Here is a 14,434-nt window from a genome sequence, read left to right on the forward strand (position 1 = left end):
CCGCTAGGCTCGCTCGAATGGCTGGACGGTTCGTGGCGATCGGGGATTCCTTCACCGAGGGCGTGGGTGACTGGAACGCGCGCTTCCCCAACGGCGTGCGCGGCTGGGCGGACCGCGTGGCCAAGCAGCTCGGGCGGCAGGACCCGGCGTGGGAGTACGCGAACCTGGCCATCCGCAGCAAGCGCCTGCACCACGTGCGCGACGAGCAGGTGGACCGGGCACTGGCGCTCGAACCCACGCTCGTCAGTCTCTACGCGGGCGGCAACGACATCCTCGAGCTACGGACCGACATGGCTGCCCTGATGCGCGAGTACGAGGCGATGGTGGAGCGGATCGCCCGGTCGGGCGCCCGGCCGCTCCTGTTCACCGGATTCGACATCCCGCTGAGTCCCGTCTTCGAGCCGATGAAGCGCCGCAACTGGCTGTACAACGAGCACGTGCGGCGCATAGCGCGGACGTACGACGCCGTCCTGGTCGACTACTGGTGCTTCGACGAGTACTCGGACCCGGGACTGTGGGGCGCGGACCGGATCCACATGTCACCGGCCGGGCACCGCAATCTCGCGGCCCACGTGCTGCGCGTCCTCGGCGTCGAGCACTCGCTCACACCCAGGCTGCCGGAGCGGGAGGGGTACGCGGGGCTGGTGGCGGGACTGCGCCGTGAGACCGCCTGGCTGGGGGAATGGGTGGTGCCGATGTTCGGGAGGCGACTGCGGAAGGTGACGCTCGGGGACGACCTGCAGCCGCGGTGGCCCGAGCCCGTCCGACCGGCGGACGGGCTGAAGCGCCTGGCGCGCGCCCGGCTGGTGACCCCGGCCTGAGGCGAGCGGGCATACCCGACGGCGTCGGCGCCTGCAACGGGCGTGATAGCAATGGGAGTGATGAAACAGCTGCCTCTCCCGTCCGCCGCTCGATGAGTGCCCGGGTCCTCGCCGGGGTGCCGAAGAGCTACGTCCTGCTCGCCTGCATCGGCCTGGTGGCCCTCAACCTGCGAGGCCCCATCGTGGCCATCGCCCCGGTGGTGGACCAGATGCAGGCGGACCTGGGCTTCCCGCCTGCCCTGCTCGGGCTGCTCACGAGCATCCCGGTGCTGTGCTTCTCGCTCGCGGCACCGCTCGCGTCCCTCGCCACCAGGAGGCTGGGCGCCGAGTTCGCGGTCACGCTGACGATCCTCGGCGTGCTGGCCGGCGTGGTGGTGCGCTCCGCGGGCGGCCCGCTGCTGGTGGTGGCGGGGACCGTGCTGATCGGGCTCGCGATCACGGTGGGCAACATCGCCGTGCCGCTCATCATCCGGCGTGACTTCGCGCCGGCGCGGCAGGGTACGGCCATGGGTATCTACACCGCGGCGCTGAACATCGGGTCCTTCCTCACCTCGGTGGTGACCGCGCCGCTCGCCGGGCTGGCCGGGTGGCGGGTCGCGCTCGCGGCGATCGCCGTCGTGGCGGTGGTCGCGGTCGCCTTCTGGACCCTGGCCGTCGGCCCGAGGAATGCGTTCCTGGTGTCCGCCGAGGATCGCGGTGACACCACGTTGCCCCCCGTCCGGGGCTCCGGATGGATCACGGCGGGCCTGACGGCGGGCTTCGCCATGCAGGCGTTCTCCTACTACGGGGTGACCGCGTGGCTGCCCAGCTACCTGCACGACGAACTCGGCATGACCGTCGCCGAGGCCGGTGCCGGGTCCTCCATCTTCCAGATCCTCGCGATCGTGGGCGGCCTCGGGGTGCCGTTCGCCGCCAGGTTCATGAGTACGACGGCGGTGGCCGCCACGCTGGGTGTGTTGTGGACCGCGGTCCCCGCGGGCCTGCTCCTGGCCCCCGAGCTCTGGTGGCTCTGGTCCATCAGTGGCGGCATCGCCCAGGGCGGAGGCATCACGGTGATCTTCATCGCGATCATCCGGCTCGCCCGCGACCAGGCGTCCGCCGGACGCATGTCAGCCATCGTGCAGGGGCTGGGCTATTGCTTCGCCGCGGTGGCGCCGCCCCTGCTGGGCTACATCCACGACGTCTCGGGGTCCTGGACCCCGGCCCTGCTGGTCCTCCTGGCGTCCGTGCTGATCTTCTTCGCCAGCACCACCGGCTCGGTGCATCGGGTGCCGAAGAACCACTGAGGCCGGGTCCGGGACGGGTGTGCAGGTCCTCCTCCCGTGCCCGGCGGCTAGACTGGGGCCCACTATGGATCATATGCGCAAGCTCCGAACCCCGATCGTCTGGCTCCTGGTTGCAGCCCTGATCCTCAGCATCGGTGCAGGTTTCTTCTCCGTCGTCTTCTGACGCCCTGGAAGCAACGGACCGTCCTCGGTTCCGATCAGCCGGGTAGGAACAGGGTCCAACGACCCTGCCCGGATCATCCTGACCGGACGAGGGTGGAGGGTATGAGCACACCGACCCACCGCAGCACGGATGAGCGGCTGACAGCAGGCCGCGGGGAGTCGTGGAGCTCCCTCTACCTGATCGCCGGGCTGGGGTCGGTTCTTTTCGTTCCGCTGCTGGTCACTGCGCTCGTCCTCGATTTCATGGCTCCGCCTCCGATCCATGGGGGCAAGGCCACCCTCGAGTTCATCGCCGCGAACAAACCGATCTATGTCGCGGAGCAGATTCTGTGGATCCTGCCCAACATCCTTCCGGTGATCGTCTTTATGGCGCTCTTCGTCGCGCTGTCGCACCTGGACAGGAGCCTTGCGCTGCTGGCCGCAGTGGTGGGCGCTGTTCCCTGGGCGTTGATCCTCGCCGTTCCCGTCACGAGCCGCGGGTCCCTCTCGCTGGTATATCTCAGTGACCGGTATCAGGGTGCCGCGTCCGACGAGGAACGCCGCGCCTACACCACGGCGGCGGAAGCGATCATCGCGGAGAACAACACCCCGGCCATCGTCGGGGTGCTGTCAGCGCTGGGCATACTGCTTATCTCGCTGGTCATGACACGGGGCGTCCTGCCGCGCTGGCTTGCGCTGCTCGGTATCGCGACCGGGGCCCTGGGCGTGGTCAGTGAAGCGTTGCGGCACGCGGCTCCCGAGTTCTACTGGGGATACGGGGTTCTTCTGTGGGTCTGGTTCGTCGCCACCGGAATCGCACTGATTCGTCTCGCGCGCCGGCAGGGCCGGTGAGGAGTACCCGGGCGACGGCGTACCCATCGACAGCGCATCGCGCCACCGGCTTGCAGCGCCCGGGCGAACTTGTCTGGGTCAACCCTCGCCCCTAGGGTAATAAGCAGGCTTAGCTTCATCGGCTCAGTCGACATTCCAGCCGGGCGCCCGTCGAGGCGCCCGGACACGCACTCTGCACAGGGAGAACACTTATGACCTCCGAGAGCACAGCAGGATCGACCGACCAGTACACCTTCCAGAACCCGGTGACCAGGTTCGAGAGCATCACCCCGCCGGCCGAGCAGCAATCAGAGCCCGGGCTCGAGGCGAGCATGGAGCTCAAGGCCGACCGCGGCGAGACCTCCTACCGCGGGACCGGTCGTCTCATGGGCCGCAAGGCCCTCATCACCGGTGCCGATTCCGGCATCGGCGCCGCCGTCGCCATCGCATACGCGCGTGAAGGCGCCGACGTCGCCCTCGCCTATCTTCCCGAGGAGGAGGAGGACGCGCAGGTCGTCAAGGAACTGATCGAGGCGGAAGGCCGCACGGCCGTCTGTATCCCGGGTGACCTGAAGGACCCCGAGTACTGCACCGCCCTGGTACAGCAGGCCGTGGACGGACTCGGCGGACTGGACATCCTCGTCAACAATGCCGCCAAGCAGGTGGCCGTGGAATCGCTCGAGGAGCTGAGCGACGAGCAGCTGGACCACACGTACAAGACGAACATCTATTCGTTCTTCCGTGTGACCAAGGAAGCGCTCAAGCACCTCCAGCCCGGCTCGGCGATCATCAACTCCACGTCCATCCAGGCGTATGAGCCGTCGCCGACGCTCGTCGACTACGCGAGCACCAAGGCGGCCATCAACAACTTCACCAAGGGCCTGGCCCAGCAGCTCGCACCCAAGGGGATCCGCGTCAACGCGGTGGCGCCGGGTCCCATCTGGACGCCGCTGCAGCCTTCGGGTGGGCAGCCCGCCGAGGCGCTGCCCGAGTTCGGCAAGGACACCCCGTTGGGCCGTGCCGGTCAGCCGACCGAGCTCGCCCCGGCGTACGTCTTCCTCGCATCCTCCGAGGCGAGCTACGTGCTCGGCGAGACCCTCAACGTTAACGGCGGGATGCCCACGCCGTAAGGCCGGCAGCCCTCAGACAAGCAGACAGCCCCGGACTCCTGGAGTCCGGGGCTGTCTGCTTGTGTATCGCCTGCTGGGTGCTACTCGGCGTCCTCGAGGGCGTCGAAGTCGGCGCGGTCGATTTTCCGGTGGTAGCGCATCCCGGCGAGGCCGCCGAGGATCGCCCCGATGAGTGCGACGGCGGCCACGACGAGCAGGCCGATCAGGCCGGGGCCCGTGAGGTCCTGCGAGGAGGGGACGCCGAGGCCCTGGAACCGCTCCGAGACGTTCGCCTGGTTGCCGGCGATGAAACCGATGATCGCGAGGACCACGGCGACGATGACGGCCCAGAGCCAGACCGCGACGCCCTGCTTGATGCCGCTGAAACGCGCCATGCGCCCGGCGACATACCCGCCGGCGAAGTAGGAGAGCAGCAGGATGACGCCGAGGATCACGGCGGCCGTGATGCCTGTGCTCTGCGCCTCGGCGGAGCCACTCGTCAGGTCCGACGCGGACAGGTTCGCTCCGGCGCCGAAGAGTGCGGCCACGGCTCCCGCGAGCGCCGAGAGCAGCACGAACATCCCGGTGGCGGTCAGCCAGCCGAAGAAGGCGGAGCCGAACTTCATGCCGCCGAAGTGCTCCTTCTCGCGCTGGTGGAGCAGCTTGCGGTCCTCGAGGCTCGGAACCACCGACCCCGCGGCTACCCCGCGGGGCAGCTTGCGCCGGTCCCGGTCCTCGCTGCGGGGCTCCGCATCGGATCTCGACGCCGTCACGGGCACCACCTGCGTGTGGGCCTGCGTCTTCGGCTCCCTCTCGCGGTAGTCCGAGGATTCACGCGATGCGGAGATCGGTGCCTGGGTGTGCTCGCGCGTCGGTGCCGTGTCCGCGACGGAGTGGGAGCCGTCGGAGTACATGCCGGGCACGTACTCGCCGCTCGTGTCGTCGTCGGACGAGTAGGCGCCGGGCACGTAGTCGCCGGCGCCGTCGTCGTCCGCGGTACTGTCCTGGCCGAACCGGCTCGCACCGGCAGTGCTGCTCCCGGCCCCGCCGTCACCGGTGCGGCCCGCGCTGGTTGCGCCGGCGCCGGATCGTCCCGTGTCCATCAGTTCGGTGGGAGTGTCCGGGTTGTCGGCGTGCCGGCGGCCGTCGTCCGTGTTCCCTGTTCCTGGTGTGCTCATCAGTCCTCCTGATCTCAGGGCCCGCAGGCTCGCTAAGGTGGCTTAGTATTTCCACCAGTATTCCACGCGGGCGGCGGCAGGTCCTGTTCCGGCGCAGCAGCGTTCCGCGGGATGCAAGACTGGGCTCATGGATCTACAGGTCTTCATGACGGTCGTGTGCGGTGCGCTCATCGCGGTCGGAATCGCGGGAGTGGTGGTTCCGGTACTGCCGGGGAGCATCCTCATCATCGTGTCGCTGCTCGCGTGGGCGCTGACCGTGGCCGCCACCGAGGGCTGGGTGGTCTTCGCGATCGGCACCGTGCTGGCGGGTGCCGGCCTCGCGGCGGGCGTGGTGCTCACGGGCCGTACGCTCAGGCAGCGCCGGATCCCGGGCAGGTCGGTGACCATCGGCGTCCTCACCGGGATCGTCGGCATGTTCGTCATCCCCGTCGTCGGACTGTTCGTCGGGTTCGCGCTCGGACTGTTCACGAGCGAATTCGCCCGGCAGCGCAACGCCCGAGCCGCCCTCACCTCGAGCCTCCACGCACTGAAGGCGACGGGCCTCGGCATCCTCGCCGAGCTGGCCCTGGCCTGCCTCGCGGGGACCACCTGGGTGATCGGCGTGTGGGTCTACTTCGCGACGTCGTGAGCCTCAGGCCTTGCCCGAGATGGACAGGGCCGCGACGATCAGCGCGAGGTGGCTCAGGCCCTGCGGGATGTTGCCCATGAAGGAACTGTCGGACGGTTCGATCATCTCGGACATGATGCCGACGTCGTTGGCGAGCGGCAGGAGCGCCTCCATGAGGTCCACCGCCTCGTCGCGCCGGCCGACGGCGACGAGCGCGGACACCATCCAGTAGGCGCAGGCCACGAAGCTTGCCTCCTCCTCCTGCATCCCGCTGTAGCGGTAGAGGAGGGGGCCCGCGCCGAGTTCCTCGCGCAGCGCATCGATGGTCGAGGACATACGCGGTCCGGTGTCGAACCCGCTCATCGCGTGCAGCAGGATCGAGGCGTCCAGCTCGGTGGAGCCCGGGTACCAGATATAGCTCTGGCGCTCCTCGGACCAGCCGTGTTCGTGGACCCAGTCGCGGATGCGGTCGCGCTCGGCGGCCCATCGCTCCACGGGACCCTGCAGCTGCGAGCGTTCCGCGAGCAGGACGGCGCAGCGGAGTGCGTTCCAGCAGCCCAGCTTCGAGGTGACGTAGTGGCGTTCCTCGGGCAGCTCCCACATGCCGGCGTCGCGTCGCCGCCAGATGTCGCACGTGAGGTCGGCCAGGTCCGCGAGCTGCCGCATGGTCGCGGGGTCGAGCACGTGGCCCGCCTGGACGTACTGCCAGACGATGTCGAACACGTCGCCGAAGACGCCCAGCTGGAGCTGGCCCGCCGCGGGGTTCCCGTTCACCACGGGCCCGTTGTTCCGCCAGCCCGTGAGGTCGGGGCGGGACGTGCCCTCGGGGATCTCACCGTTCAACCGGGTGAACACCTCGAGGTCGGACCCCTGGGTCCGCAGGTTCTTGAGCATCCACGACACCGCGGCGTGGACCTCCTCGCGGAGCCCTGCACGCGTGAGGGAGTGCAGCGTATATGCGGTGTCCCGTACCCACGCGTAGCGGTAGTCCCAGTTCTTGCCGCCCGCGGCGCTCTCGGGAAGGGAGGTCGTGGCGGCTGCGGCGATCGAACCGGACGGGCTGTGCAGCAGCAGCTTCAGCGTGAGCGCGCTGCGGAGGACGGCGTGCCGGTAGTCGCCGTCGTAGGCGAAGTTGTCGGACCACGACTGCCAGTTGCGGATGGTGCGGTCCACGCCGTCGTCGATGGTCTGCGGGTCCTGCAGGGGGAGCGGCTCACCGTGCGTCGAGATGACGGCCACGAGGTGGCGGGACCCGGCCGATGTCGTGAACGCGCCTTCGACCGACGGTCCCTGCGGCGTTCTCAGTCCATGGTTGAGCCCGCGGATGCCGAGCCCGACGGCGTCGATCCGCAGGACCGGGTCGTCCGGCCCGTTGTCGAGCCACGGCGATGCGGAACCGAAACACGTGCCGGGCGTGATCGACCACGCCATGTCCACGGATCCGGTGAGGCCGTCGATGCGGCGGGCGAGCTCCCCCCACGGCAGCCTCCCAGCGACGCCGGTGTTGAGGGAGTCCGTGACACGGACGGTGCCGGTGGCCGTGGTGTACGTCGTCTCGAGGACGTTGGTGCCGTCCGCGTAGCGCCGCTCCACGGAGAACGCGCCGGTGGGAGCCAAGGACATGAAGCCTTCGTCCGCATCCAGCAGCCGCGCGAAGGCCGGCGTCGAGTCGAGGTCCGGTGTGGGGTACCAGTCGATGGAACCGTCCAGCGATACCAGCGCCACCGTCCGCCCATCGCCGATGGCGGCGTAGGAGCGGATATCGGCGAAGCCGTCCGTGTCACGACGTGGAATGGCCGATCCCCTCCTGTTCCCGGCGCCGCGGGCTTCTACCTGCCGTACTTGTTGTTGTAGCGCGTCTTGTCCGCTCGCGGCTGCTGCCCTGACCGGCGCTGGCTGAGCACGCGGGAGGCGATGACGGGCACGAGCGCCCAGAGGATCCTTTTCAGCATGATGACGTCCTTACGGTCGGGAACCGGCGGCGACGGCCGCCGCCGGTCATTATCATCATCCTACTTACTGTTCCCGACCGGTCTCCGCCCCGCTCACGAAGGCGCGCAGCGCGCGGAGCTGGGCGTCCCGTGCTATCGGGTTGAGGTACATCATGTGACCGGCCTCGTGGTAGTGGTGCGTGAAGCGGGCACGGGCGGCATCATCGAGGTTCATGTGCGCCCAGACGTACTCGGCCGCGAAGTGGGGCGTGGCGCCGTCGTGGTACCCGTAGTCCACGTGGACGCGGAGGGTGGGGTTGTGGACGAGGAGCCGCTCCAGGACCCCCGAGACGTCGACGGGCGCACCTTCGAAGGTCCGGTAGCTCCAGGGCTGCACGCGGGCGGTGAGGATCTCGTAGGGGAGGTCGTTCTCGTAGCCGAGTTCGGCGCGCACGTAGTGGTTCATGGCGGCGGAGTAGGGCCCGGTGATGGCGCGGATGCTCGGATCGTCGAAGGAGTCCGAGGCCTGCAGGTTGTCCGGCCTCGCCGTGAAGCGGCCGTCGATGCGGCCGACGGCGCGCCCTTCGGACCGGAGGATCTCCGCGGCGAACTCGTGGTACGCCCAGCGGAAGTCCGTGCGGCGGATGAAGCCCTCGTCGAGCGTGGTGATGGCGTGCAGCCTCGCCACGACCTCCTCGTGCTCCTCGGCGGTCAGCCGGCTGCCCTGGGTGAGGGCATAGCCGAAGTCCCGCGCCGCGTACTCCTCGGCCTCGCGGACCACGTCGGAGAGCTCGCGGTCGCCGTGGCGGCCATGGTAGTGCGCGATGGCGGCGTAGGTGGGCAGGTGGAGCGCGTAGGGGAGGTCGCTTCCGGGGAAGAAGCGCAGCGTGGACATGTTGAGCACCGTGGAGATGAGCCCGAGCCCGTTGACCGCCATGCCGTAGGCGTCGAAGAGGCGGCCGGCGACGGCGACCGCACGCAGCGTGCCGTAGGACTCCCCGACGAGGTACTTGGGGGAGAGCCAACGGTTGTTGCGGGTCGTCCAGAGGCGGATCACCTCGGCCACGAGGTCCCTGTCCTGGACGAACGCGTGGAACTCGTCGGACTTCTCGCCCTCGACGACCCGGGAGTAGCCGGTGTTGACGGGATCGATCAGCACGAGGTCGCTCGACTCGAGGAGGCTGTCGGGGTTGTCGACGAGGCCGAAGGGAGCCGGCGTCATGGCGCCGACGTCACCGGAATCGACGAGGCGGGGGCCGAGCAGGCCCAGGTGGAGCCAGACCGAGGCGGAACCGGGACCGCCGTTGAAGGCGAACGTGACCGGGCGGCCCGGCTCGGCGTCCTGCTTGGTGTAGGCGACGATGAAGATCTCGGCCTTGGCCTTGAACCCGTCCGCCTTGCCGTCCTTGGTCTCCTCGCGGCGGAGCACGAGGCGCCCGGCGGTCGTGGTGTACTTCAGGCCCGAGGGCGAGGTGTGCTCCCTGACCGCGAAATCGTCCGAGACCTCCTTCGCCTCGGAGTTGCCTGCGACCTTCGCAGCGTCGTCCGGTGTGTCCTTCGTCTCATCAGCCATGGCAGAAGACTACCGGTAGTTCCCCGAGGCAACCGCTCACGTGTCGGCGGGTGTCGCTGCCCGCTGCCGGTCCTCGCGCTTCTGCCGGGAAGGACCGGCAGGAGGACTTCCGGCGGCGCCGGCGTCGCGCGCCCAGGCGCGGTTCTGCTGGGGCTTCGCGAAGAACAGGGCCGCGGCGAAACCGAGGATGATCACGGTTGCCGGCAGGTAGAGCGACTGGCCCATGGAGAGGGCGTAGCCGGCCTTCGCCTCGTCCGGCAGGGCGGCGCCGGGAGTGGCGCTCATCCCACCGTCCCCGATGTTGCTCATGAGGCGTGACTGCATCACGGCGGCGACGGCCGCGCTGCCGAGGACGGCGCCCATCTGGCGCGTCGTGTTGTAGACGCCCGAGCCGGCCCCCGCGAGGGAGGGTGCGAGGTTGCGCGTGGCCGTCAGGGAGACGGGAGCCCAGATCCCGGCGCTGGAGAGGCCGAGCAGGGAGATGGGGAGCAGGAGCTGCCAGATCGGTACGTCGGGCGTGAGGATGGATCCGAGCCAGAAGAGGGCCGCGGACATGCCGGCGAATCCGGCGATGGCCATGTACTTGGGATTGCCGCGCTGGACGTACTTGCCGACGAACGGGGCGAGGACGCCCGAGATGACGGCCATCGGCGTCAGGAGGAGGGCTGCCTGCGTCGGGGAGAGGCCGCGGACGGTCTGTGCGTAGAGCATCAGCGGCAGCGTCATGGTGGTGATGGAGAAGCCCATGGCCGTGATGGAGGTATTGGCCAGGGAGAAGTTGCGGTCGCGGAAGAGCCTGAGCGGCACGAGCGGTTCCCCGCGATTGATGCGCTGCCAGGCGACGAAGGCCACGAGGAGCACGATGCCCGTGATGATGAGCGACCACACCGAGAGCGGGCCCGCGATGGTGCCCCACTCGTAGCTCTCGCCTTCCTGGATGCCGAAGACCAGGCAGAACAGGCCCGCGGCGCTGAGGAAGACGCCGAGCATGTCGAACCGGTGCGACGTCGTCGGGAGGGTGGGGACGAGCCGGGCCGCGAGGACGAACCCCACGACGCCGACGGGGACGTTGATGAAGAAGATCCACTCCCACCCGGCGGAATCGACCAGGACGCCGCCGAGTACGGGGCCGACGAGCGTCGCGATGCCGGCGACCGAACCCCACAGGCCCATGGCCGCCCCGCGGCGTTCGGGCGGGAAGATGCGGGTGATGACGGACATGGTCTGGGGAGTCATGAGGGCGGCGCCGAGGCCCTGCAGGACGCGCGCGATGATCAGTACCTCCACCGTGCCCGAGAGTCCGCACCAGGCGCTGGAGAGGGTGAAGACCACGAGGCCCACCAGGTAGATGCGCTTCGGCCCGAAGCGGTCACCGAGCCGGCCCGTCACGAGCAGCGGTACGGCGTAGGCCAGCAGGTAGGCGCTGGTCACCCAGATGACGCTGTCGATGCCGGCGCCCAGCCCTTCCATGATGGCGGGGGTGGCGACGGAGACGATCGTCGAATCCACGAGGATCATGAAGAAGCCGATGACGAGCGACCACAGGGCGGGCCAGGGCCGTACGTCGTCGTCCTGGACCGGGGCAGGGGCCGCCTGCGGGGCATTGCTGGACATGGGGAGAAGACTACGCCCGCACGCCGACACTCCGGTTCCGGTCCCTGCGGGAGGGCCACTTTGGGATCAGGCCGTCCTCTTGGGTACAGTGTTGGTGTTCGACGTGGTGTCCGGGGCTTTAGCTCAGTTGGTAGAGCGTTTCGTTCGCAATGAAAAGGTCGGGGGTTCGATTCCCCCAAGCTCCACGGTTTCCCGAAGAAGCGAGGCTCCTGTACGCAGGAGCCTCGCTTCTTTCGTGCGGGGGCGTCACTCCTCGGCGGCCTTGCGCGTCCAGGGCCGCGCCGCCAGGATCCGGGCGAGCGGCCCGAGCCAGGACATCACCACGAGCAGGGTGAAGGTGCTGCTCAGGGAGGATCCGATGCTCGTGGAGGGGAAGAGCTGGTGCACGCCCACGAGGATCGCGGCCACGAGCAGCAGCTTCTTGGCGCCGTTGAGCACGTGGAGCGGGACCGGCCGCGGCCACGGCGTGAAATCGACGGTGTCGAGATTTCCGCGCTGGTCTTCCGAGCTCATGCGATCCTCCTGTGCAGACGACTGCCTCCATTATCCATCCGCCACATTGCCGCGTCGCGGGCCGGATGCGATCGCGTCTCAGCCCAGGACGGCCCAGCCCCGCGCCGGCAGGAGGGCCCTGCCCGGGCCGCCCTCCAGGGTCGCCCGGCCCGCGAGCACGGAGGCCGCACCGCCGGTCCCGACCGGCTGGGCCCGCTGCGAGAGATTCAGTGCGACCACCAGTGATTCGGGCCCGCCCGCCGACATTCGGTACGTCAGCACCTCGTTCGAGAGGTGCAGGATCTCCGACGTCGCGCGGTGCAGCCAGGGATGGCGCCGCCGGAGTCCGATGAGCTGCTGGTGGACCTCGAACACGGGCCTGCCGACGGGGGAGAGGTCTCCCGGCGAGCGCGGGAAGAGCGGCCTGACGTCGTCGTCGCCTCCCGCCCGGTCCTCCTTGACGCCCCGGTAGCCCTGCTCGTCGCCGTAGTAGATGGACGGTGTCCCGCCGGTGGTGAGCAGGATCGCGACGGCGTGCGGCAGCAGCTCCGGATCGGTCAGTCTGCTGGCGATGCGCGTGACGTCGTGGTTCCCGATGAAGGTGAGCGGGGCGAAGGATGCCAGGAGCGCGTTGTGCCGCTCGAGCGCGGCGGCGAGTTCGAAGAAGTTGGCATCGTTGAGGGAACTCCAGACGGCCTTCCACAGCTCGTACTGCGTGGCGGAATCGAGGCCGCCGGCCCGGACGTCCGACGCGTAGTCGCCATGGATGTACTCTCCGACGAAGTAGGCGTCCGGGTGCGAGGACCGCACCCGCGCCGTGACGGCCGACCAGAAGGACGACGGGACGGCGTAGGCGGCGTCGAGCCGCCAGCCGGCCGCACCCCGGCCGAGCCAGTACGCCATGACCTCGACGACGAGGTCCGCGACGGCGGGTTCCTCATGGTTCAGTGCCACGAGGTGGTGGTGGCCCTCGAAGTCGCGGTATCCGGGTTCGGTGCCGGGCTCGGCGCCGGCGGCCCAGTCGAGGGTGAACCAGGAGGCGTTCGCGGAAGCGGGGCCGTGCAGAAGGACATCCTGGAAGGCGGGGAAGGAGCGCCCCGTGTGGTTGAAGACGCCGTCGAGCAGGATCCGAAGGCCGCGCTGGTGCGCTTCGGCGACGAGGGTGTCGAAGTCCTCGAGTGTCCCGAGCCGGGGATCGATCCGGAAGTAGTCCGTCGTGTCGTAGCCGTGCGTCTCGGAGGCGAAGACGGGACCGAGGGCAAGTCCCGATGCACCGAGTTCCACCGCGTAGTCGAGCCATGGCAGCAGGTCCAGCAGGCGGTGCGGGGCAGCAGGATCCGTGGTGGCGTTCTTCTCCGCGCCCACGAAACCCAGGGGATAGACCTGCCACCAGACGGCGTGCTGGATCCAGGGGGGTTCGTTCATGGGGCGATTGCCCTTCCGTCGGTGCCGCCGGCCCGGGTGGCGGCGGCGGGCCGGTCCCGGAGGGGTCCGGCGTCCTTCCTAGCCTACGTTGCCGAGGAGGGGGCCGCCGGAGGCGAGTTGCTGCACGTCCGCGGGCTCGAGGTGCGCCGCTTCGGCGATATCGACGATCGCTGCGCCGCTGTCAGCTGCCCGCAGCACTGCGGCTTCGAGTTCGCCGGTCAGCTGGTCGAGGTGCCACCGGGCGGACTCGACGTCCGCTGCGGCCGCCGCGACGCGGCGCAGGGCGGGGGACAGGGGGAGCGCGAGCTCGGCGGGCTCCTCGTGGGAGAGCTGGAAGCCGCACGAGCAGGCCCACACGAGTTCGATGTCGAAGCCGGCGACGGGCTGCGGGACGATGCCGTAGGCGGCACCCCGGTAGGAGGTCTCGCGCAGCGTCATGGGCTCCCCGCAGTGGAGGGGGGCGCCGACGGCCGTATCTCCCACGCCGATGATGTCACTGATGGTCTGCGTCATGGTCCGCGCCCTTTCGATCGAGAAGACGAATCCTGCTGCCAACTAGTTCTGTAAACTAGTTATATGCGGAGTGACATACCGCTGTCCACTCCCCGACCACGAGGTCACCGGAGGGCGAGCGTCTCGTCGACGAGGTCCTGGAGTTCGTCCTGCGTCCCCGCGGGCAGCGTGTCCCGGGCCGTCCTGACGGCGGTCACCGCGAGGTCGCCGCGGGTCCCGATGATGGTCATGGTCTCCTGCCGGGCGCCGTCCGCGGAGGATTGCAGCGTCAGGTTGCCGAACGTCCCCTCCGCGTCCGTCGCCGCGTCCACCGCCTGGACCGTCTGCTCGAGGACCACGCCCTGCGCCTCGACGCTGAAGGAGGCGCACGCGTCCATCGCTGCTGCGGCGGCATCGAGGCGGTGCTGCGTGAAGGCGGTGTCGGAGGAGGACGAGACCGAGACGACGGTCTGGACGGCATCCCCGTTGGAGCTGGACACGCCTGCGGCGAATCCGGCTCCGTCAGGGGCTTCGAGGCTGTTCGAGACGAACACGGAACATTCGCCGGGTGTGATCACGACCGACTCGAGGAACTCCCGCGCCCGGTCCATCCCCTGGTCCAGCTGCGCCGCGGGGATCACCTGCAGGGCCTGGCCGTCGGCCTGGGCCACCTCGCCGAGGATGCCTGCGAGCTCCTCGGAGGAGTAGGTGCCTGCTCCGCCGGAGGTGGCGGCGCCGGGCGCCGTCGGCTGCTGAACGTCGGACGGCGGTGCGGCGGAGGGCCCGGGCGACGCCTCCGAAGAGGACGCGGCTTCGGAGGATGCTTCCGGGGAGTCCTCGGACGGGGACGAGCAGGCCGTCAGGGCGAGCAGGACCGCGAGGGGGAGTCCCACAAGAGGTGCGAGGCGTGGCATGGTGATCCTTCGGCGGGAAC

The 14,434-nt window shown here is 69.3% G+C and carries 14 protein-coding genes and 1 tRNA gene; 6 read left to right on the top strand and 9 right to left on the bottom strand.

All coding sequences use genetic code 11. The features are described 5' to 3' along the window. Positions 1-17: 17 nt before the first annotated feature. The 4 genes from ACIQCY_RS00645 to ACIQCY_RS00660 all read left to right on the top strand — a co-directional run bounded on the left by ACIQCY_RS00645 (position 18) and on the right by ACIQCY_RS00660 (position 4,209). Positions 18-821, top strand: a complete 804-nt coding sequence (locus tag ACIQCY_RS00645; RefSeq protein WP_400481957.1) for an SGNH/GDSL hydrolase family protein — start codon at positions 18-20, stop codon at positions 819-821. A 92-nt stretch (positions 822-913) separates the two neighbouring features. Beyond that, positions 914-2,107, top strand: coding sequence for a CynX/NimT family MFS transporter (locus ACIQCY_RS00650; protein WP_400481958.1), 1,194 nt, complete (start codon positions 914-916; stop codon positions 2,105-2,107). 264 nt (positions 2,108-2,371) lie between these two features. Continuing rightward, a complete protein-coding gene (locus tag ACIQCY_RS00655) occupies positions 2,372-3,100 on the top strand; it encodes a DUF4386 family protein (protein WP_400481959.1) in 729 nt (242 codons plus the stop codon). Positions 3,101-3,291: 191 nt separating this feature from the next. Continuing rightward, positions 3,292-4,209, top strand: a complete 918-nt coding sequence (locus ACIQCY_RS00660; protein WP_400481960.1) for an SDR family oxidoreductase — start codon at positions 3,292-3,294, stop codon at positions 4,207-4,209. An 80-nt stretch (positions 4,210-4,289) separates the two neighbouring features. Here ACIQCY_RS00660 and ACIQCY_RS00665 read toward each other — a convergent pair whose 3' ends face one another. Next, positions 4,290-5,366, bottom strand: a complete 1,077-nt coding sequence (locus ACIQCY_RS00665) for a YrzE family protein (RefSeq protein WP_400481961.1) — start codon at positions 5,364-5,366, stop codon at positions 4,290-4,292. 127 nt (positions 5,367-5,493) lie between these two features. Here ACIQCY_RS00665 and ACIQCY_RS00670 point away from each other — a divergent pair, with 127 nt between their 5' ends. Then, on the top strand, positions 5,494-5,994 hold the full coding sequence (locus ACIQCY_RS00670) for a DUF456 domain-containing protein (protein ID WP_400481962.1): 501 nt from the start codon (positions 5,494-5,496) through the stop codon (positions 5,992-5,994). A gap of 3 nt (positions 5,995-5,997) precedes the next feature. Here the strand turns inward: ACIQCY_RS00670 and ACIQCY_RS00675 are convergent, their stop codons facing one another. The 4 genes from ACIQCY_RS00675 to ACIQCY_RS00690 all read right to left on the bottom strand — a co-directional run bounded on the left by ACIQCY_RS00675 (position 5,998) and on the right by ACIQCY_RS00690 (position 11,091). Further along, positions 5,998-7,767, bottom strand: a complete 1,770-nt coding sequence (locus tag ACIQCY_RS00675; protein ID WP_400482423.1) for a glycoside hydrolase family 15 protein — start codon at positions 7,765-7,767, stop codon at positions 5,998-6,000. Positions 7,768-7,802: 35 nt separating this feature from the next. Next, positions 7,803-7,925 (bottom strand): hypothetical protein, encoded by a 123-nt coding sequence (locus ACIQCY_RS00680; protein ID WP_400481963.1) that lies wholly within the window; start codon positions 7,923-7,925, stop codon positions 7,803-7,805. A 64-nt stretch (positions 7,926-7,989) separates the two neighbouring features. Then, positions 7,990-9,477, bottom strand: coding sequence for a S10 family peptidase (locus ACIQCY_RS00685; RefSeq protein ID WP_400481964.1), 1,488 nt, complete (start codon positions 9,475-9,477; stop codon positions 7,990-7,992). Between the two features lie 36 nt (positions 9,478-9,513). Further along, positions 9,514-11,091: a DHA2 family efflux MFS transporter permease subunit gene (locus tag ACIQCY_RS00690; RefSeq protein WP_400481965.1), complete on the bottom strand. Its 1,578-nt coding sequence runs from the start codon at positions 11,089-11,091 to the stop codon at positions 9,514-9,516. Between the two features lie 112 nt (positions 11,092-11,203). On the opposite strand from ACIQCY_RS00690, the gene ACIQCY_RS00695 reads away from it, so the two are divergent. Beyond that, positions 11,204-11,276 (top strand) — tRNA-Ala (locus tag ACIQCY_RS00695). Positions 11,277-11,337: 61 nt separating this feature from the next. Here ACIQCY_RS00695 and ACIQCY_RS00700 read toward each other — a convergent pair. The 4 genes from ACIQCY_RS00700 to ACIQCY_RS00715 form a co-directional block, all read right to left on the bottom strand. After that, positions 11,338-11,604 carry a hypothetical protein gene (locus ACIQCY_RS00700; RefSeq protein WP_400481966.1) on the bottom strand — a complete coding sequence of 89 codons (267 nt, stop codon included), beginning with the start codon at positions 11,602-11,604 and terminating at the stop codon, positions 11,338-11,340. Between the two features lie 78 nt (positions 11,605-11,682). Next, positions 11,683-13,008: an alpha-amylase family glycosyl hydrolase gene (locus ACIQCY_RS00705; RefSeq protein WP_400481967.1), complete on the bottom strand. Its 1,326-nt coding sequence runs from the start codon at positions 13,006-13,008 to the stop codon at positions 11,683-11,685. A gap of 78 nt (positions 13,009-13,086) precedes the next feature. Further along, on the bottom strand, positions 13,087-13,521 hold the full coding sequence (locus ACIQCY_RS00710; RefSeq protein ID WP_400481968.1) for a hypothetical protein: 435 nt from the start codon (positions 13,519-13,521) through the stop codon (positions 13,087-13,089). Positions 13,522-13,625: 104 nt separating this feature from the next. Then, positions 13,626-14,414: a hypothetical protein gene (locus tag ACIQCY_RS00715; protein WP_400481969.1), complete on the bottom strand. Its 789-nt coding sequence runs from the start codon at positions 14,412-14,414 to the stop codon at positions 13,626-13,628. Positions 14,415-14,434: the final 20 nt, after the last annotated feature.

Source organism: Arthrobacter sp. NPDC092385 (assembly GCF_044755105.1).
Classification (GTDB): domain Bacteria; phylum Actinomycetota; class Actinomycetes; order Actinomycetales; family Micrococcaceae; genus Arthrobacter_D.

Bases quoted from the DNA above. Each gene is read 5' to 3' on its own strand.
- ACIQCY_RS00645 (WP_400481957.1), top strand. From the start codon at position 18: ATGGCTGGACGGTTCGTGGCGATCGGGGATTCCTTCACCGAGGGCGTG.
- ACIQCY_RS00650 (WP_400481958.1), top strand. From the start codon at position 914: ATGAGTGCCCGGGTCCTCGCCGGGGTGCCGAAGAGCTACGTCCTGCTC.
- ACIQCY_RS00655 (WP_400481959.1), top strand. From the start codon at position 2,372: ATGAGCACACCGACCCACCGCAGCACGGATGAGCGGCTGACAGCAGGC.
- ACIQCY_RS00660 (WP_400481960.1), top strand. From the start codon at position 3,292: ATGACCTCCGAGAGCACAGCAGGATCGACCGACCAGTACACCTTCCAG.
- ACIQCY_RS00665 (WP_400481961.1), bottom strand. From the start codon at position 5,366: ATGAGCACACCAGGAACAGGGAACACGGACGACGGCCGCCGGCACGCC.
- ACIQCY_RS00670 (WP_400481962.1), top strand. From the start codon at position 5,494: ATGGATCTACAGGTCTTCATGACGGTCGTGTGCGGTGCGCTCATCGCG.
- ACIQCY_RS00680 (WP_400481963.1), bottom strand. From the start codon at position 7,925: ATGCTGAAAAGGATCCTCTGGGCGCTCGTGCCCGTCATCGCCTCCCGC.
- ACIQCY_RS00685 (WP_400481964.1), bottom strand. From the start codon at position 9,477: ATGGCTGATGAGACGAAGGACACACCGGACGACGCTGCGAAGGTCGCA.
- ACIQCY_RS00690 (WP_400481965.1), bottom strand. From the start codon at position 11,091: ATGTCCAGCAATGCCCCGCAGGCGGCCCCTGCCCCGGTCCAGGACGAC.
- ACIQCY_RS00700 (WP_400481966.1), bottom strand. From the start codon at position 11,604: ATGAGCTCGGAAGACCAGCGCGGAAATCTCGACACCGTCGATTTCACG.
- ACIQCY_RS00705 (WP_400481967.1), bottom strand. From the start codon at position 13,008: ATGAACGAACCCCCCTGGATCCAGCACGCCGTCTGGTGGCAGGTCTAT.
- ACIQCY_RS00710 (WP_400481968.1), bottom strand. From the start codon at position 13,521: ATGACGCAGACCATCAGTGACATCATCGGCGTGGGAGATACGGCCGTC.
- ACIQCY_RS00715 (WP_400481969.1), bottom strand. From the start codon at position 14,414: ATGCCACGCCTCGCACCTCTTGTGGGACTCCCCCTCGCGGTCCTGCTC.